A 23,468-nucleotide genomic window follows, 5' to 3' on the forward strand; every position below is an offset into this window, starting at 1 on the left:
TGCGCCGCAGGAAAAAAAGGCCCGCAAGCGGGCCCGTTTTCATTGTCTTACATCACGCCCATCAGGCGCGGTAACCAGAGCGAAATGGCGGGAATATAGGTAATCAGCATCAAAACAATAAACAGCATGCCGTAGAAGGGCAGCATCGCGCTCACCACCTGTTCAATCTTCTGCTTACTGACGGCGCTGGCGACAAACAGCACCGTGCCGACCGGCGGGGTTATCAGACCGATTCCGAGATTGGTCAGCATGATCATGCCGAAGTGCACCGGATCGATGCCCAGTGAGGTCGCCACCGGCAGCAATACGGGTGTAAGAATCAGAATCAGTGGTGCCATGTCCATCAGCGTACCCACCACCAGCAGCAGGATGTTGATGCACATCAGAATCACATATTTGTTATCGGAGAGGCTGGTAAAGGCTTCGGTGATCATCGTTGGCAGTTGCATGAACGTCATCACGGCGCCAAACCCGGCCGCGAAGGCGATCAGCACCATCACGATGGTGACGGTTTTAATGGTACGGAACAGCAGGATATGCAGCTGATTCCATTTAAAGTCGCGGTAGATAAACATGGTAACGAAGAAGGCCCAGATACAGGCGATCGCCGCAGATTCTGAAGCGGTGAAAATACCGGAGAGGATCCCACCCATAATGATGACGACGGTGAACAGGCCCCAGAACGCGTCGAAGAAAATCTTCAGCGCCTGACGAAACGGAATACGCTCGCCCTTAGGGTAGCCACGTTTACGCGCGAAACCGAGACACATCACCATCAGGCAGCCCCCCAGCATCAGTCCCGGCAGGATACCCGCGACAAACAGTGAGGAGATGGTGACCAGACCGCCAGTCGCCAGCGAGTAAATCACCGAGTTATGGCTGGGCGGCGTCAGCACCGCCTGCACGGAGCCGCTGGCGGTCACCGCCGCGGCAAAATCGCGAGGATAGCCTTTCTCCTCCATCTGCGGAATCATCACCGATCCAATCGAGGCGGTATCCGCCACCGACGACCCGGAGATGGCGCCAAAGAAGGTTGAGGCAACGATGTTAACCAGCGAGAGGCCGCCGCGAATAAAGCCGACAAAGATATAGGCGAAGTTGACCAGCCGCCGGGCAATGCCACCTTCCGCCATGATCGCACCTGCGAGGATAAAGAACGGGATGGTCAGCAGCGAAAATTTGTTAATCCCATTGGTAATCTGGATCACCACCGCTTCCAGCGGCAGATCGATCCACCAGGCACCGATAAAGGCGCTCAGGCCGACCGCAAAGGCGACCGGAAAACCCACTAACAGCAACACCAGCAAACTGCCTATCAAGATTAATGCATCCATCTTCTGCTCCGGATTAGTGGGTGCCGCCCAGTGTGACAATAGGCCGCTGACTTTGATCGCCGGTCAGCAATCGTTCAATGACAAACAGCAGGGTGAAGAGGGCACCAATCGGGATCGGCAGATACATCTCGCCGTAGGTCACCGCTGGAAGGGAAGCGAGCGTCTGCACCCACATTGCTTCGCACAGGCTGTAGCTGGCCTGAAAGATCACCAGACAGGTGATGATCATCAGCAGATCGCAGACCCGTAGCATCAGACGCTGCCGGGCAGGTGACAGACGATCCGTAACCATTGACACGCAGATATGGGTTCCGGCACGAAAGCCGACCGGCGCACCGATAAAGGTAAAAATAATCATGCAGATAATGGCGACCGGCTCAGGCCAGGAGAGCGCGCCGTTCATCACGTAGCGGGCGAAGATCCCAATCGGGATCACCGTCACCATGATCAACAGCGCCACGGCGGCCACCAGCATACAGAGCAGATAAAGCCCATCCATCAGACGCGTATAAGCAGACATAGTTGATCCCTGATTAAGTACGCCACACAGCAGTGTGGCGTCTGGGTTATTTCACCTCAGCGATCCGGGTCATCAGATCCTGATATTTGCCGCCAAACTGATCGCGCACTGGCTGGGTCGCTTTAACGAAGTAGTCGCGGTCTGTCTGCTGGAAGGTCACGCCGCCTGCCTTCATTTTGGCAATCGACTGTTCGGTGTAGGTCGCCCAGAGCTGGCGCTCCTCATCCTGCGCCTCTTTGCCGAGTTTCTTCAGCAGTGCCTGATCCTCGGGCTTCAGACGATCCCAGGCGCGCTTTGAAAACAGGATCATCTCTGGCTGGATAAAGTGGCCGGTGAGGGTGTAGTACTTCGCGACCGGCATGTAGTTATGGGCAACAAAGGTGGGTGGGTTGTTCTCGGTGCCATCGACCACGCCGGTCTGCATCGCACTGAACACTTCACTGACGCCCATCGCCACCGGATTCGCGCCCATCGCTTTCAGCGTCGCCAGTGAGATAGCGCTGTTCTGAACCCGGATCTTCATGCCTTTGAGATCGTCCGGCTTTGCCAGTGGCTTCTTGGTAATCATGTTGCGCTCACCGGCATCGGTCCAGCCCAGGAACACCATGCGGGCATTGGGATCTTTGTCGAACTTGTCAGCAATGTCGCGGCCTATCTCGCCATCCAGCACTTTGTGCATGTGGTCAACGTCGCGGAAAATGTAGGGCAGGGTGAGCACGCTGGTTTCCGGAGCAATCGAGGTGACCGGCGCCAGCGAGACCCGGATCATATCAATGGCACCCAACTGCACCTGTTGCAGCGTCTGATCTTCATCGCCCAGCACGCCACCGGCGTAGAGCTTCATCTCCAGCCGTCCATCGGTGGCCTGTTTCAGTTTGTCACCCATGTGTTGCAGGGCGACCACAGTGGGATAGCCGGCAGGCTGGACTTCAGCCACTTTAATTACCTGTGCCGTGGCGGTGGCGCTGATCATCATCGCCGCCAGGGCACTGGCCAGGCATGTTTTCGTCATTCTCATTATATGTCTCCCGCAGAGGTAGGACGGCCTGGAGTCTGGGCTAACCGCACAGGGCCGTGTGCAGCCAGCATAGTGAAAACGCGTCTGAGTAAAATGCAGCAATGCTGATTGAATGAATCACGTCACATTTTGAAACGTTGTTTTAATAAATTTTCATGCAACTTCACATTTTCGAAACATCCCTGAAAAAAGTGTTTAAACAAGGTCAATGGGAGGTCAATAACGGCGATTGGGTTTGTAAATACTAATGAGAACTACTATCAATTCGCCGCTATTTTGCTATTATTCGCGCTTGTTTCGCATCCCTGAATCAGAAGTTGGAGAAGCAGCGTGGTAGCCAGTGATTTGATGCAAACGGACCTTTCCGTTTGGGGCATGTATCAACATGCCGATATCGTGGTAAAGGTGGTCATGATTGGCCTGTTGTTGGCCTCAGTGGTGACCTGGGCGATTTTCTTCGGCAAATATGCCGAACTCAGCGCCGCTAAACGCCGTCTGAAGCGTGAGCAACTGGCTCTGGGCGAAGCCCGCAGTCTCAATGACGCCGCCCGCATTGCTCAGTCGTTTACCGGTCACAGCCACAGCATCGTGCTGCTGAACGATGCGCAGAATGAACTTGAACTTTCGGCGGGCGTGGAAGACACCAACGGCATTAAAGATCGCACCAGTTTCCGTCTTGAGCGTCGCGTTGCTGCTTTCAGCCGTCATGCAGGCCGTGGCAATGGCTTCCTGGCAACCATCGGTTCTGTCGCCCCGTTTATCGGCCTGTTCGGCACCGTCTGGGGCATTATGAACAGCTTTATCGGCATCGCGAAAACCCAGACCACCAACCTTGCGGTAGTGGCTCCGGGTATCGCCGAAGCGCTGCTGGCGACGGCGGTGGGCCTGGTGGCCGCTATTCCGGCCGTCGTGATCTACAACATCTTTGCCCGCATGATCGCTAACTATAAAGCCTCGCTGGGTGATGTCGCCGCTCAGGTCATGCTGCTGCAGAGTCGTGATATCGACCTGGGCACCGTCGCCACCGACGTTCCGCGTCCTGCGACCGCTCAGAAACTGCGTTTAGGGTAAGTTGTTATGGCAATGCGATTAAACGACGATCTGGAAACCGACGGTGAAATGCATGAAATCAACGTGACGCCGTTTATCGACGTCATGCTGGTGCTGCTGATCATTTTTATGGTGGCCGCGCCGCTGGCTACGGTCGACGTACGTGTCAATCTGCCCGCCTCAACCAGCGCCCCGCAGCCACGACCAGAGAAGCCGGTTTACCTGTCGATTAAAGCGGATAAGCAGCTTTACGTCGGTAACGATCAGGTCACGCCGGATTCGCTGGTGAACGTGCTGACCAGCCAGACTCAGGGCAATAAAGAGACCACCATTTTCTTCCAGGCAGATAAGTCGGTAGATTATGAAACACTGATGGGCGTGATGGACAAGCTGCGGACGGCGGGCTATCTGAAAATTGGTCTGATGGGCATGGAAACCGTGAAGAAATAGCGTGTTATCCGGCACGAATAAAAGGCGACTGCTCAGGTCGCCTTTTTTTATACTCGCGCGCCAGCCAGATAAAATCAGGAAGATCGCCGGTCAGGCCGATCACTTATGCTGCCTGCTCTGAATTGTTAATTGGTTGTTACTTATGTACATAGATTTGTAAAGTGCAATGGTGACTCAGGTCACATTAATCCTGCTTCAGGCAGGCTAAAACGGCTAAAAAACAACAGGAAGCCGTTATGAGTCACACCCCGTCTTTACAAAACACGCCGAAAAGTGCCGCCCGAACCATTTTTACCGTCACCAGTGGTAACTTCCTGGAGATGTACGATTTCATGGTGTTCGGCTACTACGCGACCGCCATTTCAAAAACCTTCTTCCCTGGTGATGACCCGTTTGCCTCCCTGATGCTGACCCTGATGACCTTTGGTGCTGGCTTCCTTATGCGCCCACTGGGGGCGATCATTCTGGGGGCCTACATCGACCATCATGGTCGTCGTAAAGGCCTGTTGCTGACGCTGGGCCTGATGGCGATCGGTACCCTGACCATTGCGGTGGTGCCAGGCTATGCCACGCTGGGCGTGGCAGCGCCCATTCTGATCCTGCTGGGACGACTGCTGCAGGGCTTCTCGGCGGGCGTTGAGCTGGGCGGGGTGTCGGTCTATCTGGCCGAAGTCGCGCCCGAAGGACGCAAAGGCTTCTTCGTGAGCTGGCAGTCGGGCAGTCAGCAGATTGCGGTGATCTTTGCTGCGCTGCTGGGTCTGATGCTGAATCATCTGCTGGCGAAAGAGGCGGTGACGGAGTGGGGCTGGCGTATCCCGTTTGTGGTCGGCTGCCTGATTGTGCCGTTCCTGTTCTATATCCGCCGGATGCTGGAAGAGACTGAAGCGTTCAGCAAACGTAAACATCATCCGAGCATGACGGAAATTATGCGCTCAGTCGCCAGCAACTGGGCGCTGGTGCTGGCAGGGATGCTGATGGTGGTCACCACCACGGTCATGTTCTACATGATCACCGCTTTTACGCCGACCTTTGGCAAAACCGTGTTGATGATGAGTGACAAGCAGGCGTTTCTGGTGACGCTCTGTGTGGGTGTTTCCAATCTCTTCTGGCTGCCGCTGATGGGCGCGCTGTCGGACCGCGTCGGACGCCGTCCGTTGCTGATTGGCTTTACCCTGCTGATGATTGTCACCACCTGGCCGGTGCTGCACTGGATGGTGGGGTCGGCCAGCTTCGCCCACCTGCTGGAAGCGGAACTGTGGCTGTCGTTCCTCTATGCCAGTTACAACGGTGCGATGGTGGTTTATCTGGCGGAGATTATGCCTGCCGAGGTGCGCGCTGCCGGTTTCTCCATGGCCTATAGCCTGGCGACGGCACTGTTTGGCGGCTTCACGCCAGCTATCTCCAGCTATCTGATCCACGCCACGGGCGATAAAGCGATGCCTGGTGTCTGGCTGACCTTTGCTGCCGTCTGCGGGCTGATTGGTACGCTGCTGATTGGCCGGATGGTGAAGCAGTATCGGTTGCGTCAGAACGGCACGACGGCGGTCAGCGCCTCACTTTAAAACGACAAATCGACCACCACGCTGTCGCTGTAGTTTCCCGCAGGCGGCGTGTTCTGAGTGGTCAGGATGCGCGCGGTGTAATTAAAGCCGCGCGTCAGTCCATCTGTGGATACCGCCGTCGAGGTGGTGCTGCTCCAGCGTTCCGTGCCCGTTGGTCCCCAGCGATTGCTGGTGGTGCCCTGGTAAATTTCATAGCTCAGACGATTCGCCCCGCTCGCCATATTTCTGACGCTGCCCGCCGGATAGCTGCCATTGCTCAGCCCGACGGTATAGGTGCTGCCTTTACTGCACAGCACATTGATGGTCTGCGATACGGCAGAGAAGCTGCCCACCAGCGGCGCACTGCCAAAGCTGATATTGGGCGCCGTAATCGTGGTGCAATCATTGGTGAGGATAACGGTGATGTTAATCGGGATCACGCCGCTGCCATTCTGCTCGTTTAAACAGAAATTGACGACATTGACACTGGTGCAGATGCGGTAAGTCACCGCCATATTCAGCGTGACGGTATAGGTACCCGCGGCCACCACCTGACCGGGCACGGTACGCAGATAAACCGGAATCGCGAAGTTAAGGCTGCCCAGCAGACCGGCCAGATTAGCCAGGGTCTGGGAGCTATAAACAAACGGCGTGCCGCCAATGGTCAGTTCACCGGCACAGGCGCTGTCGGTGCAGAGCCGTACCGGCACATTATCGCTGCCGGTATCTCCGCTGCGCTTCAGGACGCCGCGCGTGCCGCTGATATTGGTCGCACTGGTCAGCTGAAATGTGATCTGGTTATTGCCGAGCAGCGACACCGCCGAGCCTGACCCACAGTTGACGTTGGCGTTGGTGGTGACCGAACTGACGGCAGTGTTCGCTACAAAGGTAGTAACCGATCCAAAGCTGGCGGTGGAGGCGGGCAGGGTGCAGGCAGCGTAACCCAGTGAAGGCAGTATCAGCAGCAGGCCAGCCAGTAACAGCGATTTCATCATGGTTGGGTTCCGGACGTAAAAGATTCAGCGGGAGAGGCGGCGCTGCCAGCGGCGGGCGCGGGCAGCGCACAGGTCAGGGGGCCGTAAGTTTTCAGCGCCTGCGGCTGACCGCTAGCGATGCGCAGTTCGGTTTCACAGTGGCGGCCATCGGGCGTCACTACCTGCACCGGATTACGGGCAGTGAGATTTTCCATCCAGACGATGCCATCCCAGCCAACATACTCGGTGGGGTGGTCAGGACGCTGCACCAGGCTTGAGACCGGCAGCGGCTCGCCCTGCGCATCGACCAGGATCACGCTGGCTGAACGCAGTTTCTCCACCGGGAAGTTAAGCAGGTAGCCGCTCTGACGTTTCACCGCAAAACGCTGCTCAACATGAGGCGTGGTCATATCGGCGGGCAGGTCGAGCGTGTCGATATCATATTTGGCTGGGTAGTAACTGCTGATGGCGGGGACCAGCAGATAGCCCTGCTGATTGGTGCGTCCCATCGACTGATTTTCATAGCGCACGTTCACGTCGGGATAGCGGGTTTTCACCAGCACAAAGGCGTCGTTGATGGCGTTTGCGGCAAAGACGCTGTTGTCCATTAACACCAGCGCGCCAGAGAGATCAGCCCACTGCGTCAGGTTGTCATTATCGCCGTAGAAGCCGCCGGAGGTGTCGATCTGGTTGTTGCGATAGCGCAGACTACCCTGACGGTAATCACCGCTGTCACCGCTCTGATTCGCCCATGAGGCATCCCAGGCGAACCCGCCGTCGCTGGGCATGGCGCTGGAAGCATAGATACGCTGGCTGTCGCGGCCGCGCTGATCGCGTTCGGTGCTGATGGCCGCGCTGCCCTGTTCGCCAAACGGAATCACCAGCGAGAGGGCGCCGGTCCAGCTCTTCTCCTCCTGATCACGGCTGGCTGAGACATAGAGGCTGCTGTTGCCCCACAGATTTTTACTCCAGGAGAGGTTCCACAAGCGGGTACGATCGCCCTGGCCGTCGGTGATATCGATGAAGGCGGCACCGACGCTGCCAAAGCGGTTCAGTGAGACGCTGGCGCTGTACTGGGCACTGCGGCGCGACAGCGCGTAACGGCTATCCGCCTGGCTACCGGCACGGCTGCCGACCAGGGCCAGGTTGCCAAAGTCGCTGCTGCGCTGGGTCTGCTGCGTGCCGATGTTGAACCAGCGATTGTTGTACTGATAGCCCCAGCTATATTGTCTGCCGCTTTCACCATCGAGCTGACTTTGCGCCACTGCGCCGTTAACCACACCCCAGCTGCCGACACGCAGTTGTCCCCCCAGCCCACCCATCGCCAGGGTTTCGCTGCCTTCGGCATGACTCTCCAGCGTCAGCCAGTCGGTCATGCCGTAGCGATATGAGCCGCTGGCGGCCGCCGCACCGTAATCGAAGTTTTTAAGGCCGTAGTTCTCGCGTATTGCTCCGGCAGAGAATGCATAGTCCGACAACCCCGCTTTCAGCAGGTTACTGGAGACGTAAAACGGCATGGTGGTGGTGACGCGTCGGCCCACCGCGTCGGTAGTGGTAATCACCGCGTCACCCGCGCCGTTAACGAACGGCATATTGGTCATCGACCAGGGGCCTGGCTGCACGTTTGCCTGGCTGGAACGATAGCCGTTAATAAAAAGATCGACAGTGGAGGGAACGGCAGCCTGGCCGGAAAAGGCGGGCAGCGGATAAGTCAACAGATCGGGACGGACGCTGAAGTCGCGACCGACCCGGATACCGCCGAGCCGCACGCTGCTGCTCCAGGCGAGCGAGTCAGTCACCAGATCGCCGACCCGCCAGCTCACGGCCGTGTTCTCATCTTCGTTACTCCACCAGCTGTCGTAGCGGATATAGCCGTTGTCCTGAGACGTCGTTCGGCCTTCCAGCTGCTGCTGCCAGACGCCGTTGGTGGAGAAGTGTCCGGCATCACCAAACAGCCGCAGTTCGTTTCCGGCAGCAAGTCGGGTGCCGGTGGTATCGGTGCGGCTGGCGTAGAGGTCGTAGTTGATCAGCGCGCCGCTGCTGGTGCGCCCCGGATAGCGCGGTCCGTTCTTCGCCTCGCCAATCACCTGACCGGGCAGCCACTCAGGCGGCACGGTGAGTAGCAGTCGCTGCCGCGCAGCGTCATACTCCACCCTGACGGGTTGCAGGCTACTGATATCCACCTGTTCCTGCTGACCCAGCTTATCCGGTGGCAGACCGGCACGCTGCAGATCGCCGCTGCGTAGCCAGAAATGGCCGTCGCGCTGTTCGACCGGCACAATATTTCCGTTCTCCTGCTGGTTGATCACCAGCTCCAGCATATATTGCTGACCGCTGTTGCTGGTCTGCAGGCTGGGTGGCGGTGGCAGGGATGAGTAAGTCTCCGCCAGCGCAGGCTCCGGCGTAAAAGCGTAGATGACGCTGGCCACCGCCAGCGCGCAGGGATGGAGGGAAAAAGGTCTCATTCAGCGCTTACTTCTGGGCAGCGCTGCGCCACGGGCTCTTGTTGACCTCTGCGGTAAGCTCGCCGCTGACCGGCGAAGTGAGCGGCCAGCGGTAAGCGCTGTCCGCCAGCACATAGCCATATAAACCTTCACCCAGTTTGCGACCCCCAATCGCGACATTGCTCAGCCGGGCATGGCCGTTGCCGCTGTTAGTCAGTTGCAGCCAGCGCTTGCCGCCCTCGCTGACCTGTTGCCAGCGCAGAGCCGGGCGGGCGGTGTCGGTAGAGAGTCCGGCACCATAAACAAACAGCGGCACCGAATAGCGCATCTGGAAAGTCAGTCCGGCCTGATTCTCGCCAGGCGTGCGCGGTGTCGGGATCTCATCCAGCAACACCCGGTAGGCCAGCTCTTTACCGGCCGCGGGCGGCGTCTGTTTAATCAGCCTGACCAGCTGTTTCTGGCCCGGTTCCATCCGCACCATCGGCGGGCTGGCGACCACCTGCTGCTGGGTCTGATACTGCTCCTGGCCGTTGATTTGCTGCCAGTTGAAGACGCGGATCTGCATCATGGTGGTGCTGCTACCGCGATTCTCCAGCCAGAGCTCACTGGCTTTCTCTTCAGGATTAATCGCGGGATCAATAGGCCAGATCATCACCGAATTAGCGGCAAAGACCGGAGAGAGCAGGGTGGGACTCAGCAGCAGCAGGGCGCGCAGTGACTTCATGTTCATATCCTTGTTTTCTATTGCCTCACCAGCTCAGGGTGACGGTCAGCGTATCGGTATAAACGCCGGCGCGCGCGGTGCCGGGGAGTTGTAGCTGGCCATAGATCGGCAGCGTAATATTACTGGCATTGCTGTAGCTCAGCGGCACCGCCTGGTTGACCGGGATCACCGTGGTGTGGCTGGCGTTACTAAAGAGCGTATAGGGAACGGTATTGCTGAAATTGGGCAGCTTCAGGTTGCGGGTGGTGGTGAAATTGCTGCCCTGATTAATGCTCATACTCAGTGTGGTGCCCGGTGTACAGGCAAGATTTATCGAGGTGCTTTGCAGAAAGCTGGCGCTGACGGTTGTGGCCGCCACGCCAGACTGCGTACCGAAATTAAGCGTGCCAAAAACGCCGGTATTGGTACCAGATATCACGCAGCCTGCCACCACCGAAGCGGTAACCTGGAAGGTGCTGGTGGGCAGACTCCAGGCGCTGATGCTCACTATCAGCAGAGGCAGACCGCATGCGATCATCAGGCAGGATCGCCAGAGAACCACCCTTATTTACCTGCGACAGCAGTTAATAGTTCACGGCAACGTTAATCGTATCGGTATAGGTTCCGGCAGGAATCAGGGGATTAAAACCACCGCCAACTACCCGGCCATAAATGGCGTAGTTGGTTCCCCGCGTCGGGTCAGTGGTTCCACTGGCCGCGATAGGTGTATTGTTGGCGATCGCCGTGGTGAAGGAGGCGTCACTGTAGAGGGTATAGGCGATGCCCTGCGCATTATTCGATCCCAGAATCAGATAACGCGGCGATGTCGAGGCAGTGCCATAGATGGTCGCCGGCGCAGCATTACTGCTGGTCACCACCACGCTGTAGTCCTGACCCGTGGTACAGCGGACAAAAATACCGTTACCTGCCGCACCAACCAGTGTGGCGTTCAGAGTATCAAAGGTGGCGGCGCTGCTACCAAAGTTCAGGGTACCGAAGTTGACACCCGCCGTGGCTGACTGACCGTTCACCAGGCACCCGGTGGTCAGCGTTAACGTAGCATTGATGGTTCCCGAGGTCGTCGCCGCCTGGGTTAATGCGGGAATTGCGACAGTAAAACCTGCAATGGCACACAGAAAAAGCTTGAGTTTCATAATATTTCCTTACGGATTATCGAGAGTCAGTGCTTTTTCACCCGGTGTTTCTTAACGATTCAACCCAAAGTAAGGAAATAAAAGTAGCAAGGCGGGCAGTGCCGCTGTCTTAAGATAAATCTTAGACTTAAGAATGATGATTTATATCAATTTTACTTACTATAGATCACTTAATGCATTACGCGAAGTCCTGCCATTTATTTTCCATTAATCAAATGACTTCTCTGGCCGATAACCCAGTTACAGCAAGGCGTATAAGCAAAACGGGAAAGCAAAATCCCGGGTTTTTTTGGCATCTGACAGGCTTTCTGCTTCGGTGACCTGTTCCTGTACCAATCAGACATAATAACGATTTATCCGCTGGCAAAGCAGACGGGTAATAAGACGCAGGCCTTTAAGGGCCTGCGTCTGCGGACATGTTTTGCCGGGCCTTCGGGTTCACAACATACCGAAATTTAAACACCTTCACCCATCAGGTGTTTTTAGATCATTTATCAGACTACACACAGCATCCGTTTCTGCGCGGGTGGTGAGGAGCTACAGATGTTGCCTGTCACCTGGGATAACGTTCTGATCGGCGTTTCGCTGATCGTGGCGTTTATTGCTTCTTTTACAGCCCTGGATACCGCCGGACGGGTGGCAGTATCCCGTGGCTGGAGCGCCCGGTTATGGTTGCTGGTGAGCGGCACCGCCATGGGCATTGGCATCTGGGCGATGCACTTTATCGGGATGCTGGCGATGATGATGCCGATGACGATGCGTTTTGACACACGGCTGACGATCCTCTCGTTGCTGGTGGCTATTCTGGCGTCTATGCTCGCCTTTGGTCAGACGGTGGGCGGTCTGCATCTCACGCGTCCGCGGCTGCTGCGCGGCGCGCTAATCCTCAGCGCTGGGGTCGTAGTGATGCACTATCTCGGCATGTATGCACTGTTGATTGATCCGCGACCGGAGTGGGATGCACTGCGGATCGCGCTCTCCATACTGATTGCCTTAGCGGCCTCAGGTCTGGCGCTGTGGCTGGCGTTTCATCTGCGTCAGGCCGACCATCCTCTGCTGATGAGGCGGGGCCTTGCCTCGCTGGTAATGGGCATCGCCATCGCCGGTATGCACTATGTTGGCATGTCTGCAGCCCACTTCAGTGAGAGCAGCACAATGCAGCCGGGCGGCGTCAGTAATCCGGGGCTGGCGTTGTGGGTGACGCTGATTACGTTGATCATTCTGGGTGTCACGCTGCTGAGCTCCATGCTGGATGCGCAGCTGCGCGCCGCGCGGCTGGCGACCCGACTCCGGCGCGCTAACCAGGAGCTGCGTCAGCTGGCGCTGCATGACAACCTGACCACGCTGCCCAATCGGGTGATGCTGGAGCAGCAGCTCGATCTGGCCATTAAACAGGCGATGCTCCATGAGCATCGCTTTGCCGTGATCTACATGGATCTCGATGGCTTCAAAGCGGTGAATGACACCTGGGGGCACCACGTCGGTGATCGCTTGCTGGTGGCAGTAGCGGAGCGGTTGCGCAGCCAGCTCAGTAACACGATGCTGCTGGTGCGTCTGGGCGGCGATGAATTTGTGCTGATGGCAGAGGCGTGCGACATTAGCCCGTCCTGTCAGCTGGCGCAAAAACTGGTTAAAGTAATCAGTACGCCGTTCGAGCTGGATCGCTACGTGCTGCACGTTTCACTCAGCGCGGGCATCGCAATATTTCCGCTGCACGGCCTCAACCGGCAGGAGCTGCTGCTGAACGCGGATGCAGCGATGTACCACACCAAACACAGCGGACGAAACGGCTGGTGCCTGTTTGAAGCGGAGATGAGAATTGCGACACAGCATCAGCTGGAGCTGGCAAACGATCTTTGGGAGGCGATCGAGCGCCAGCAGATGCGGCTGTTCTATCAGCCTAAATTCCGTTCCGGTGGCACACGACTCATGGGGTTCGAAGCACTGCTGCGCTGGCAGCATCCGCAGCGCGGTATCCTGACGCCGGAACTGTTTCTGCCGCGTGCCGAAAAAACCGGCCAGATTGTCGCGCTCGGCAACTGGGTAATCGATGAGGCGTGCCGTCAGCTGAGAATCTGGCACAGTCAGGGACACAGCGACTGGACGGTCTCGGTGAATCTTTCCGCGTTGCAGTTTCACCAGCGTGATTTGCTGAACACCTTGACGCAGACGCTGGCGCGGTATCAGTTGCCCGGGAGTGCGCTGATGCTGGAGATCACGGAAGTGATAGCTATGCGCGATCCCGTTTTCAGCCAGCAGCGTATTCGTGAACTGCAGCAGGCGGGCGTCAGCGTGGCCATTGATAATTTCGGCATCGGCTATGCCAACCTGCTGCATCTTAAGGATCTGGATGCCAGTGAACTCAAAATCGATCGCAGCTTTATCAACTGTCTGCGCCCTGGCAGTGAAGATGCGACCGTGGTCAGCGCGATGCTGACGCTGGCGCAAAGCCTTAACCTGCGCATGGTGGCGGAAGGTGTTGAGACGGAAGAGCAGCAGCAGTTGCTCACCAGCCTGGGCTTTGATGCGCTGCAGGGGTATCTGCTGGGCAAGCCGACGCCAGCGGACCGGGTTGATGCGTTTAATTTTCCCCTGCTGCGAACGCCGACAGCCTCAGTGCCGGTCTGACGCTGGCGATAGATTTCATCACTCAGAATGAGTGGAAAGGGCGCAGGGTTCACGGCTTATTTACCGCCGGGCCGTGCCGATAACAAAGAGTATAAATTTAAAATACCTCTGCCTGACCATCAGCATGGCTTTTTGCGGGAATGCACTATGTTAGCAACCTCATACGACTCTTTTATCGTTATCGTCTCCGTTCTTGTGGCGATGCTGGCTTCGTTTACTGCCTTAGATATGGCGGGAAGAGTGGTGCATTCCACCGGCAAAGTCGCGCTGGTCTGGCTATTCGGCGGCGGGTTTTCCATGGGCATTGGCATCTGGGCGATGCACTTTATCGGCATGCTGTCGATGAGCATGGAGATGGTCATGAGCTACAACGCCGGACTGACGGCCTTCTCCGCCGCCATCGCGGTCTGTGCATCAATATTTGCGCTGTGGCTGGTCTGCAGCAGTGCCGATCTGCCCTTATCGCGTCTGGTGGGGGGGGCACTGATCCTCGGCAGTGGCGTGGTGGCGATGCACTACACCGGCATGGCGGCGCTGATGTTCTCGCCCGGCATTGTCTGGAAGTGGGGCTGGGTAGGGCTTTCAGTCGTGATCGCCCTGGCCGCCTCTGGTGCAGCGCTGTGGCTGGCGTTTAATCTTCGGGAAGGGCAGACCAGCCGGATCACTCTGCTGCGCATTGGTGCCTCGGTGGTGATGGGCTGTGCGATTGCGGGCATGCACTATACCGGCATGATGGCGGCAGAGTTTCCTGTCCATAGTCATCCGGTCGGTCAGGGTGTTAACAGCAACTGGCTGGCGATTCTGGTCACGGTGGTCACGATCTCGATTCTGGGCATAACGCTGCTGGTCTCGATGCTGGATGCGCGGATGCAGGCGCGTACGTCGATTCTCGCCAGCTCACTGGCTGAAGCGAACCGCGAGCTGGCACAGCTGGCGCTGCACGATAACCTGACGCGCCTGCCAAACCGCATTCTGCTGGAAGACCGGCTGGAGCAGGCGATCAATAAAGCGAACCGTGAGCAGACGCAGTTTGCCCTGATGTTTATGGATCTCGATAGGTTTAAGGCAGTTAACGACGCGTTCGGGCACCACATTGGCGACAGTCTGCTGGTCGGCGTGACCGAGCGGATGAGCCAGCAGATGAACGGTTACCACACGCTGGCGCGGCTCGGAGGTGACGAGTTCGTGCTGCTGGTGGAGATTGATGATCCCAACGATGCGGCGGCCATTGCCGATAAGCTGGTTAAAGCGGTGGGGCGTTCGTTTGATATCTCACGCTATGAACTGGTGGTCTCGTTGAGTCTTGGCATCGCGGTTTATCCTGGCGATGGCATGGATGAGCGCGAACTGATGTTTAACGCCGATGCGGCGATGTACCACACCAAAAATAATGGCCGCAACGGCTATACCTTCTTCCAGCCCTCAATGAACATTCAGGCGCAGAGCCAGCTTCAGCTGAATAACGATCTCTGGCAGGCGCTGGATAACGATGAATTGCGCCTGTTCTATCAGCCAAAATATTGCGCGCCGTGTGGCCCGATTCTCGGTTTCGAGGCGCTGCTGCGCTGGGAGCATCCGAAGCGCGGCCTGCTGTCGCCGGATAAATTCCTGCCGATGGCGGAAAAGACCGGCATGATTGTCAACATCGGCAACTGGGTGATCCATGAAGCCTGTCGCCAGCTGCGCCAGTGGCACCTGCAGGGCCATCCGGACTGGTCCGTGGCGGTGAACCTGTCAGCGCTGCAGTTTGAGCAGTCGAATCTGGTAGCGACGGTGGTGGATGCGCTGGAAAAACATCAGATTCCGGCTGAACTGCTGACCCTGGAAGTGACAGAAACGACCGCGATGCGCGATCCTGATGAGAGCGTACGTATTCTCACCGAGCTGACCCAGCTCGGCGTAAAAGCCTCAATTGATGACTTCGGCACGGGCTACTCCAGCCTGCTCTATCTGAAACGTCTGCCGGCCAGCGAGCTGAAGATCGACCGGGCCTTTGTGAATGAACTGCAGCATCAGAAAGAAGATGCCACCATTGTGTCGGCGATTGTGGCACTGGCGCAGTCGCTGCAACTGAAAGTGGTGGCTGAGGGTGTTGAAACCGCCGAACAGCAGGCTTTCCTGACCCGCCTGGGTTGTAACACGCTTCAGGGCTATCTGCTGGGCAAGCCGGTTCCCCCGGATCGGGTGCCAGACCTGGCTAATTTTGTGCTGGCGGAAACCGATGAGGCGTTGGCGGATGTCAGCCTGAGCCCTGAAGTCGATCCACTGTTGACGCCGCAAGTGGCGGCGGTCTGAGACGCCTGACGCCGCTCATAATCCGCGCGGTCGCATGCGCTAAGCGATAGCCGCCTGCCATTGGTCGCCTGCCGTGGTAAAGTCTCGCGCTTAAACTACTTGCGGTTTAACTATTCACGGTTAAACAGGGAGAGGCGACCCGTGGCGAAATACCAGCGATTGATGGATGAGATTCAGCAGCAGATTGAGGCCGGCATCTGGCTGCCGGGCACCCGTTTACCCTCTCTGCGTCAGCAGGTGGCGCAGCAGGGCGTCAGTCTGATGACGGTGCTGCATGCCTATGAATTGCTGGAGAGTCAGGGCTGGATCGTCTCCCGCCCACAGTCAGGTTACTACGTGGCACCGCGAGCCTTAGCCCCCGCACCGCTGAGTGTGGCAATCAGCGAACAGGTGGATATCAACGATTTTGTGTTTGATGTGCTGCAGGCCACGCGCGATCCCGCTATCGTGCCATTTGGTTCCGCTTTTCCCGATCCCGCGCTCTTTCCACAGCGCCAGCTGATGCGATCACTGGCGAACGTCTCTCATCATCTGACGCCAACCGATGCGCTGCACAATCTTCCACCCGGCAACGCCACGCTGCGACAGCTCCTCGCGCAGCGTTATGCGCGTCAGGGCATCACTCTGTCGCCGGATGAGATTGTTATTACCAGCGGGGCGCTGGAGGCGCTGAACCTCAGCCTGCAATCCCTGACCGAACCCGGCGACTATGTAGTAATTGAACATCCGGGTTTTTATGGCGCGCTGCAGGCGATAGAGCGACTGAAGCTCAAAGCGCTGGCGATTCCGGTCGATGCAAAACAGGGCATCGACCTTGTTCAGCTGGAGGAGGCTCTGCAACGCTGGCCGGTAAAGGCCTGCTGGCTAATGACAACCCTGCAGAATCCACTGAGCGTGACGTTAACCCCGGAACGCAAACAAGCGCTGGTGGCGCTGCTTGCACGCTATCAGGTACCGATGATCGAAGATGACGTCTATGCCGAACTCTGGGCGGGGAATGTGGCGCCATTGCCGGCGAAAGCCTGGGATCGCCAGGGGAACGTGCTGCACTGCGGGTCGTTTTCAAAGTCGCTGGTGGCGGGATTTCGCGTTGGCTGGGTTGCGGCAGGACAACATGCGCAGCGTATTCAGCGGCTACAGCTGATGAGCACGCTCTCGACCAGCGCCCCGATGCAGCTGGCGCTGGCCGATTTTCTTGCCACGCGGCGTTACGACACTCATCTGAAGCGGCTGCGGCAGATTCTGGCGAAGCGGCAGCAGATGGTGCGGCAGGCGTTGCTGAAGGTGCTGCCACCACAGGCCACGGTCAGCGAAGCACGCGGCGGCTATTTTCTCTGGGTGACGCTGCCGGATCGCATCAATACTACCCGGCTCTATCAGCAGGCGCTGGCGCGGGGGATCAGTATTGCACCGGGGCAGTTATTTTCGGCAGGGGAGCAGTTCAGTCACTGTTTTCGGCTGAATACCGCCTGGCCGTGGGATAGCCGGGCCGAGGCGGCAATAGCAACGCTGGGTCAGTTGATGGCGGAGCCGCAGAGCGATTAAACCCGTGCCGCTTCCTGATGGCCCCAGGTCAGGTAGTAGACATCATAGAAGTCCACTTCCCCTTTTTGTGTCAGCAGACGCTGGATGCCGGTTTTTACCCGCTCCGGCGTCTCAGGCAGCGACAGAATGCGGGAAATAGCCTGTTCGCGCACCGGCTGGACGTAATACCACTCGCCGTTGTAGCAGACGCGCAAATCGAGCGCATCGATATCTTCGAAGCGATATTTCGGGTTGATATCCAGCAGCATCAGCACGCTCATCACCAGCACAAACACGGTGGCAAACCAGAAAGCGGGCCAGCCGAGCATCTCGGTGGTGAAAATCAGCGCCACGCACAGCCCATAGCAGAGGTACATGACTGCCCAGAGGCCAGGATGGTTTTTCAGAAACGAGAGGCTAAAGCGCGGCAAATTGTCGCGACGTTCTTCGCGGTTCAGCGTGGCGATCTCGTCAATCAGAATTTGTTTAATAGCGTCCATTGGTTACCTCACTGTCATCTGTTAGCTATTACAACAGATAACAGTCAAGCATATCAGAAACAGATTTGTTCGATTTTTCTATAACAGTTGAGAAAATGCGTACCAGAAAAACGGGCTGAAGCGGCGGGGGTCTGTACATGTGACATTTTGCAACACTTTGCCGCAGTAAGAACCGCTTCCCGCCGTCCCGCAACGACCTCGTTGCAATATTGTTAACGACACATTTGGCTTTAGTCAGCAATATCAGTCAATTATCTCAATTGTGTTCTCTGGCGCACATTGCATTGTGCTGGAGGTTTGCCACACTTAGAAAAAACGGAGAACCTGTATGCGTGCCACATCCTCCAGTCTGATGTTAATGATGTCCTTTGCTGCGGGAACCTTCTCGGCCGGGGCCTCTGATAATCCTCAGCATCTTATGTTCGGTATCCCCTCGGGCGGCGTGCCTAATAACCCGTTACCTCTGATTATCTGGCCGCGGGTGGTGCCGGAAGATGAGGAGATCGCGACGTGGTTTGAAAAAACCTTCGAAGAAAACGGCTGGCCGCCTGCCTGGCGTTATCCGATTTTCCCCTATACCCATTATCATCCCAACACCCATGAACTGCTGGGCGTGGCGGAAGGCTGGGCGGAAGTGCTGTTTGGCGGCGACAGTGGCCGGATGGTCACCCTGCGCGCAGGCGATGCGGTGCTGATTCCGGCAGGTGTCGGCCATCGTCAGGTCAGCGCCAGCGAAGATTTTATGGTGGTGGGTGCCTATCCGCAGGGCATGTCGCCAGAGACGATGCGCGATGAGCCTGCGAAGCTGAAAATGGCCCAGGAGCAGGTGAAAAAAGTGCCCTTGCCGACGCAGGATCCTTTTACCGGCAAAGAGGGCGCCTTAACCGAGATCTGGCAGCCCATTGCCGCACTGCATTTACAGCAACAGATGGATCTGTAAATATCTGCGCCCGTCATGAAATAATTAAGCGCGAGCACGCCTCGCGCTTCTGCTTTTTTGCCCTGAAATCTCTTTTAAACGCCAATGCCATGCGCGTAATCCTGTTGTCATACCATTGAATATTTGGCCACCGCTGCCGATATATCACCTGCTAAGATTAGTTATTCTTCTTGATACGCTTGTGTTTGCAGACCTTTTCCGCTTTAGTCTCGGCCAGTTTATTAAGAACATTCTTAAGCCATTAACCGGCTCCCGAGCAGCAGGCAAATAACAATGGATAATAACTCTGATGTCATCTATCGCATGCTGGTACAAAGCGTGATCGATTATGCGATCACCATGCTTAAACCGGATGGAACCGTCGCCAGCTGGAACGGCGGGGGGCTGCACGTCCTGGGTTACAGGCCAGACGAAATTATTGGTCAGCATGCCGCTCTGTTTTACAACGAAGAGGATCGCCGTCGCGGTCAGCTTCAGCGCGAACTCGATACGGCAGCGACCACCGGACGGTTTGAAACCGAAGGCTGGCGCTGTCGTAAAGATGGCAGTACGTTCTGGGCTCACGTGGTGATCTATCCGATCCGCAATGAAGTGGCCCAGCTGGTCGGATTTGCTGCTATCTGCCGTGACTGTACCCGGCAACAGGAACAGCAGCACAAAGAGCGGGAGCAGGAGTCGCGCTTCCGTCTGCTGGTGGAAGGCGTCACCGATTACGCCATCTACATGCTCGATCACGACGGCAACGTGGTGAACTGGAATGCTGGCGCGCAGCGGGCCAAAGGTTATGTGGCGGAAGAGATCGTCGGTCAGCATTTTTCCCGCTTCTACAGCGCGCAGGATCGGCTGAATCATGTTCCTGAGCAGAACCTGCAAACCGCGTATCGCACCGGCCGGTTTGAAGATGAAGGCTGGCGCTATCGCAAAGATGGCAGCGCCTTCTGGGCGAATGTGGTGATCGACACGATCCGCGACGATCAGGGCAAGCTGCTGGGCTATGCCAAAATCACCCGCGACTGCACCGACCAGCAACGCATCCGCAGTGAGCAACGGGAGCAGGAGCAGCGTTTCCGTCTGCTGGTAGAAGGCGTTACCGATTACGCCATCTATATGCTCGACGTCGATGGCGTGGTGGTGAACTGGAATGCCGGCGCACAGCGCGCCAAAGGTTACACAGCGGAAGAAGTGGTCGGTCAGCACTTTTCACTGTTCTACAGTTCCCATGAGCGGCTGAACCGGACGCCGGAAGCCAACCTCGGTATCGCGCTGAAAACCGGCCGCTTTGAAGATGAGGGGTGGCGTTACCGCAAAGATGGCAGCGCTTTCTGGGCGCATGTGGTGATCGACGCCATCCATGATGATGACGGTAAACTGGTCGGCTTCGCCAAGATCACCCGCGACCGCACGGAACGCCGTGAACAGGAGCAGCAGATCCTGCGCGCCCGCGATCTGGCCGAAGCCCAGAGCACCCAGAAAACGGCGCTCTCCAGATTCCTCGATAACATCATCGCCAACATCCCCTCCTGCGTGATTGTGGAAGATGCGATCACACGTGAAATCCTGCTGGTTAATGACCGCACACAGCAGCTGTTCGGCCTGTCCAAATCACTGATCGTCAACAAGCGCCCGCACGAATGCATGTCGCCTGAACTCAGTGACTACTTTAATAATCTGGCCGATGTTGCACTGCGCAGTGAAGGCATGCATGAGCGCGAGCAGTTGCTGATGACCGCCAGCGGCGAACGCATTCTGCATACCCGCGCTACCGCGATTAATGGCCAGGATGCGCGCCGTAACTATCTGATGCTGCTAGTAGAAGATGTCACCGACCAGCGCGCCGCCGATGCCCGTATTCACCATATGGCGCACCACGATAACCTTACCAGCCTGCCGAACCGCATGCTGTTCCGCCAGCGTCTGAGTGAAGCCTTACGCAGCGCTGGTCAGGCACAGCGTCAGACCGCCGCGCTCTGCCTTGACCTCGATAACTTTAAAAATGTAAACGATGCACTGGGTCACCAGATTGGCGATGAGCTGCTGCGCAGCGTGGCAAAGCGTCTGCGCAACGTGCTGCGCGACCAGGATACGCTGGCGCGTATCGGTGGCGATGAGTTCGCCATCGTGCTGCCTTCGGTGGCGAACAGTGATGAGGCAAGCGCGGTAGCGCAGCGCCTGATCGAGGCGATTCGTTCGCCGGTTAATGTGGAAGGTCATAATCTGACGGTTGGGCTGAGCGTAGGTATTGCACTCAGCACCACTATTACCAATACGCCAGAGCAGCTGCTGCGCTGTGCGGACATGGCGCTGTATGAAGCCAAACGCAACGGCCGTAACCGCTATGAGCATTTTACGCTGGAGATGGACGATGTGGCGCGCAGCCGGCGTCTGATTGAAAACGATCTGCGTGATGCGATCAGTGGCGGGCATCTGCGGCTCTACTATCAGCCCATCACCAATGGCGATCACCACACAATTATTGGGTATGAGGCGCTGATGCGCTGGCATCATCCGATCCGTGGCTTGATCATGCCAAACGACTTTATCCCGATTGCGGAAGAGACCGGCCTGATCCATATGCTGGGAGCGTTTGCGCTTTACGAAGCCTGTCGTGAAGCGGCGAGCTGGGAAGGGGTGCAGTCGGTCTCGGTCAACCTCTCACCATTGCAGTTCAAAAACAGCTCGCTGGTGCCGGTGGTCGAAGGCGCGCTGAAGGAGTCGGGTCTCGATCCGGCGCGGCTGGAAGTTGAGATCACTGAATCGGTGCTGCTGGATGATTCACTGGGGAATATCCGTACCCTGCAAAACCTCAAGGCGCTGGGCGTGCAGATTGCGCTGGATGATTTCGGCACCGGCTATTCGTCGCTGAGCTACCTGCGCTCTTTCCCGTTCGACAAAATCAAAATCGACAAATCCTTTATCAACGATATGGGCGACAGCCGCGAGGCGCTGGCAATCATCCGTGCCATTACGGGCATGAGCCGCAGTCTGGATATCCAGATTACCGCCGAAGGGGTAGAGAGCGATGAGCAGTTCGCTAAGCTGCGCGATGAGGGCTGCACGCTGTTTCAGGGCTTTCTGTTTGGACGGCCTCAGCCGTCAGAATTGCGACTGAAGACGCTGAGTTAATCCTCCCGCATTAATCATAAAGGCCATGCTGCTGGACCGGCGCATGGCTGAGATTGTCGCGGATGCGACGCACAGACTCCCGCACCACCAGCCTGCCATTCAGCAGCAGGCTACCGGTGGGTGTGCCGGGATTCAGTCGCATCTCCTGTAGCATTCTCACTGCTGCAGCGCCCAGCTCATCACGCGGCACCTGCACCGACGTCAGCGGAATATCGTGAATAGCGGCCAGGTTAAACCCATCCATACTCATCACTGAAATATCCTGCGGCACCCGCAGGCCTGCTTGCTCAAGCGCAGTGACGGCGCCAGCGGCAATGTAATCTCCGCTCGCGAGAATCGCCGTTGGGCGCAGCGCATCCGGGCAGTGGCGCAGATATTCCCCTAATCGTTCCGCCGCCTCATTGCTGCTGAAGCTATTCAGGGTCAGCAGATGCTGGCGGCTGTCAAAGCGCAGGTTCATGGCATGCCAGGCGTCGCGCACGCCCTGAAGTCGTTGCTCCATGGTGTAACGGCGCAGGCAGTGCAGCGACAGGATCTGCCGGTGTCCCTGCTCAAACAGATAACGCGCTGAAAACTCGCCGATCAGCTGATGATGCGGCGAGACCGACGGCAGGCGCATACGACGATCGCGGGCGTTAATCAGCACGCAGGGTTTGTTCATCTCCGCCGCCAGCTGATGGATATGCTCATCATCAATGCCAATCAGCAACGCCGCTTCGGTCTGCTGCATCTTATCGATAAACAGCGCGGCATCACTTTCCACCTCTTCCAGCGGGCAGTAGCGCAGCCGTACCTCGTGAGGCTCCACCGCCTGGCTAATCCCCTGAATGACCTTGTAGTAGAAGATGTCACTGCGCACGTCGAAGGCGCGGGGTGGGGCAAAGACCATCAGGTTATTCAGCAGCAGGCGACCACTATGCAGGTTGTTAAGCACGCCCTGCTGCTGCGCCACGGCCAGCACTTTGTCCCGGGTAGCGGGCCGGGTATTCGCTTTACCCGCCAGCACGCGCGATACCGTGCTGATCGAGACGCCGCTCAGTGCTGCAATTTCGCCTACTTTCAGCCTTTGTTTCATTCTGTGATCGCCTTCAAATCTGCTAATGAAAAATTTTTCATAGTGTGCTGAATCGTGTCAGATAAGCGTTTCAGTGCTATTTCCTGTTGGTATTAAGCCTGCCATGAAAATCGTTGCAAAAAAGGGGCTGTACCCACGTTTCGCACTTTTCTAAGTTCGTGAAAAGGACACGCGGTACGCCTGCTGGCGGTGTGC

General features: G+C 57.2%; 18 protein-coding genes. 8 read left to right on the top strand and 10 right to left on the bottom strand.

The annotated features are described in order from the left end of the window. Nucleotides 1-47 precede the first annotated feature (47 nt). Genes ACR8BF_RS03385 through ACR8BF_RS03395 form a run of 3 tightly spaced genes read right to left on the bottom strand, consistent with a single transcriptional unit; the run spans nt 48 to nt 2,872 of the window. Nucleotides 48-1,334 carry a TRAP transporter large permease gene (locus tag ACR8BF_RS03385; RefSeq protein WP_313700069.1) on the bottom strand — a complete coding sequence of 429 codons (1,287 nt, stop codon included), beginning with the start codon at nt 1,332-1,334 and terminating at the stop codon, nt 48-50. 13 nt (nt 1,335-1,347) lie between these two features. Then, the gene (locus ACR8BF_RS03390) at nt 1,348-1,854 is read right to left on the bottom strand and encodes a TRAP transporter small permease (RefSeq protein ID WP_136197353.1); all 507 of its coding nucleotides are present in this window, start codon (nt 1,852-1,854) and stop codon (nt 1,348-1,350) included. A 46-nt stretch (nt 1,855-1,900) separates the two neighbouring features. Then, a complete protein-coding gene (locus tag ACR8BF_RS03395; RefSeq protein WP_292987848.1) occupies nt 1,901-2,872 on the bottom strand; it encodes a TRAP transporter substrate-binding protein in 972 nt (323 codons plus the stop codon). Between the two features lie 348 nt (nt 2,873-3,220). Here ACR8BF_RS03395 and exbB point away from each other — a divergent pair, with 348 nt between their 5' ends. The 3 genes from exbB (at nt 3,221) to ACR8BF_RS03410 (ending at nt 5,934) form a co-directional block, all read left to right on the top strand. Further along, nucleotides 3,221-3,943 carry a tol-pal system-associated acyl-CoA thioesterase gene (gene exbB / locus ACR8BF_RS03400; protein WP_179898564.1) on the top strand — a complete coding sequence of 241 codons (723 nt, stop codon included), beginning with the start codon at nt 3,221-3,223 and terminating at the stop codon, nt 3,941-3,943. Nucleotides 3,944-3,949: 6 nt separating this feature from the next. Beyond that, nucleotides 3,950-4,372: a TonB system transport protein ExbD gene (gene exbD, locus ACR8BF_RS03405; RefSeq protein ID WP_434745545.1), complete on the top strand. Its 423-nt coding sequence runs from the start codon at nt 3,950-3,952 to the stop codon at nt 4,370-4,372. 236 nt (nt 4,373-4,608) lie between these two features. Continuing rightward, on the top strand, nt 4,609-5,934 hold the full coding sequence (locus ACR8BF_RS03410; RefSeq protein ID WP_434745546.1) for an MFS transporter: 1,326 nt from the start codon (nt 4,609-4,611) through the stop codon (nt 5,932-5,934). On the opposite strand, the gene ACR8BF_RS03415 is transcribed toward ACR8BF_RS03410, so the two are convergent. The 5 genes from ACR8BF_RS03415 to ACR8BF_RS03435 are packed head-to-tail and all read right to left on the bottom strand — an operon-like array spanning nt 5,931 to nt 11,188. After that, nucleotides 5,931-6,908, bottom strand: coding sequence for a Csu type fimbrial protein (locus ACR8BF_RS03415; protein ID WP_434745547.1), 978 nt, complete (start codon nt 6,906-6,908; stop codon nt 5,931-5,933). The two genes, ACR8BF_RS03410 and ACR8BF_RS03415, sit on opposite strands and share 4 nt — an antisense overlap. Beyond that, nucleotides 6,905-9,352, bottom strand: a complete 2,448-nt coding sequence (locus ACR8BF_RS03420; RefSeq protein ID WP_434745548.1) for a fimbria/pilus outer membrane usher protein — start codon at nt 9,350-9,352, stop codon at nt 6,905-6,907. Before ACR8BF_RS03420 ends, ACR8BF_RS03415 begins: the two co-directional genes overlap by 4 nt. Nucleotides 9,353-9,359: 7 nt before the next feature. Continuing rightward, nucleotides 9,360-10,055, bottom strand: a complete 696-nt coding sequence (locus ACR8BF_RS03425) for a fimbrial biogenesis chaperone (RefSeq protein ID WP_313700057.1) — start codon at nt 10,053-10,055, stop codon at nt 9,360-9,362. Between the two features lie 25 nt (nt 10,056-10,080). After that, nucleotides 10,081-10,572 carry a Csu type fimbrial protein gene (locus ACR8BF_RS03430; RefSeq protein ID WP_434745549.1) on the bottom strand — a complete coding sequence of 164 codons (492 nt, stop codon included), beginning with the start codon at nt 10,570-10,572 and terminating at the stop codon, nt 10,081-10,083. 46 nt (nt 10,573-10,618) lie between these two features. After that, a complete protein-coding gene (locus ACR8BF_RS03435) occupies nt 10,619-11,188 on the bottom strand; it encodes a spore coat protein U domain-containing protein (protein ID WP_179898558.1) in 570 nt (189 codons plus the stop codon). Nucleotides 11,189-11,731: 543 nt separating this feature from the next. Between ACR8BF_RS03435 and ACR8BF_RS03440 the strand changes: the two genes are divergently transcribed. From ACR8BF_RS03440 to ACR8BF_RS03450, 3 genes are all read left to right on the top strand, one after another. Then, nucleotides 11,732-13,816: a bifunctional diguanylate cyclase/phosphodiesterase gene (locus tag ACR8BF_RS03440; protein ID WP_314985503.1), complete on the top strand. Its 2,085-nt coding sequence runs from the start codon at nt 11,732-11,734 to the stop codon at nt 13,814-13,816. Between the two features lie 147 nt (nt 13,817-13,963). Further along, nucleotides 13,964-16,111 (top strand): putative bifunctional diguanylate cyclase/phosphodiesterase, encoded by a 2,148-nt coding sequence (locus tag ACR8BF_RS03445; protein ID WP_292987835.1) that lies wholly within the window; start codon nt 13,964-13,966, stop codon nt 16,109-16,111. 141 nt (nt 16,112-16,252) lie between these two features. Then, nucleotides 16,253-17,656 carry a PLP-dependent aminotransferase family protein gene (locus tag ACR8BF_RS03450; RefSeq protein WP_313700050.1) on the top strand — a complete coding sequence of 468 codons (1,404 nt, stop codon included), beginning with the start codon at nt 16,253-16,255 and terminating at the stop codon, nt 17,654-17,656. Here ACR8BF_RS03450 and ACR8BF_RS03455 read toward each other — a convergent pair. Further along, nucleotides 17,653-18,135: a YlaC family protein gene (locus ACR8BF_RS03455; RefSeq protein WP_136197976.1), complete on the bottom strand. Its 483-nt coding sequence runs from the start codon at nt 18,133-18,135 to the stop codon at nt 17,653-17,655. The genes ACR8BF_RS03450 and ACR8BF_RS03455 overlap by 4 nt on opposite strands. Before the next feature lie 328 nt (nt 18,136-18,463). Here ACR8BF_RS03455 and ACR8BF_RS03460 point away from each other — a divergent pair, with 328 nt between their 5' ends. Together ACR8BF_RS03460 and ACR8BF_RS03465 are read left to right on the top strand one after the other, a co-directional pair. Next, nucleotides 18,464-19,075, top strand: coding sequence for a cupin domain-containing protein (locus ACR8BF_RS03460; protein WP_313700048.1), 612 nt, complete (start codon nt 18,464-18,466; stop codon nt 19,073-19,075). 273 nt (nt 19,076-19,348) lie between these two features. Further along, nucleotides 19,349-22,198, top strand: coding sequence for a bifunctional diguanylate cyclase/phosphodiesterase (locus tag ACR8BF_RS03465; protein ID WP_313700046.1), 2,850 nt, complete (start codon nt 19,349-19,351; stop codon nt 22,196-22,198). A 10-nt stretch (nt 22,199-22,208) separates the two neighbouring features. Here the strand turns inward: ACR8BF_RS03465 and ACR8BF_RS03470 are convergent, their stop codons facing one another. Further along, nucleotides 22,209-23,273 carry a LacI family DNA-binding transcriptional regulator gene (locus ACR8BF_RS03470; RefSeq protein ID WP_179898552.1) on the bottom strand — a complete coding sequence of 355 codons (1,065 nt, stop codon included), beginning with the start codon at nt 23,271-23,273 and terminating at the stop codon, nt 22,209-22,211. Nucleotides 23,274-23,468 lie beyond the last annotated feature (195 nt).

It is taken from the genome of Candidatus Pantoea rara (assembly GCF_051136265.1).
Classification (GTDB): Bacteria; Pseudomonadota; Gammaproteobacteria; order Enterobacterales; family Enterobacteriaceae; genus Pantoea; species Pantoea rara.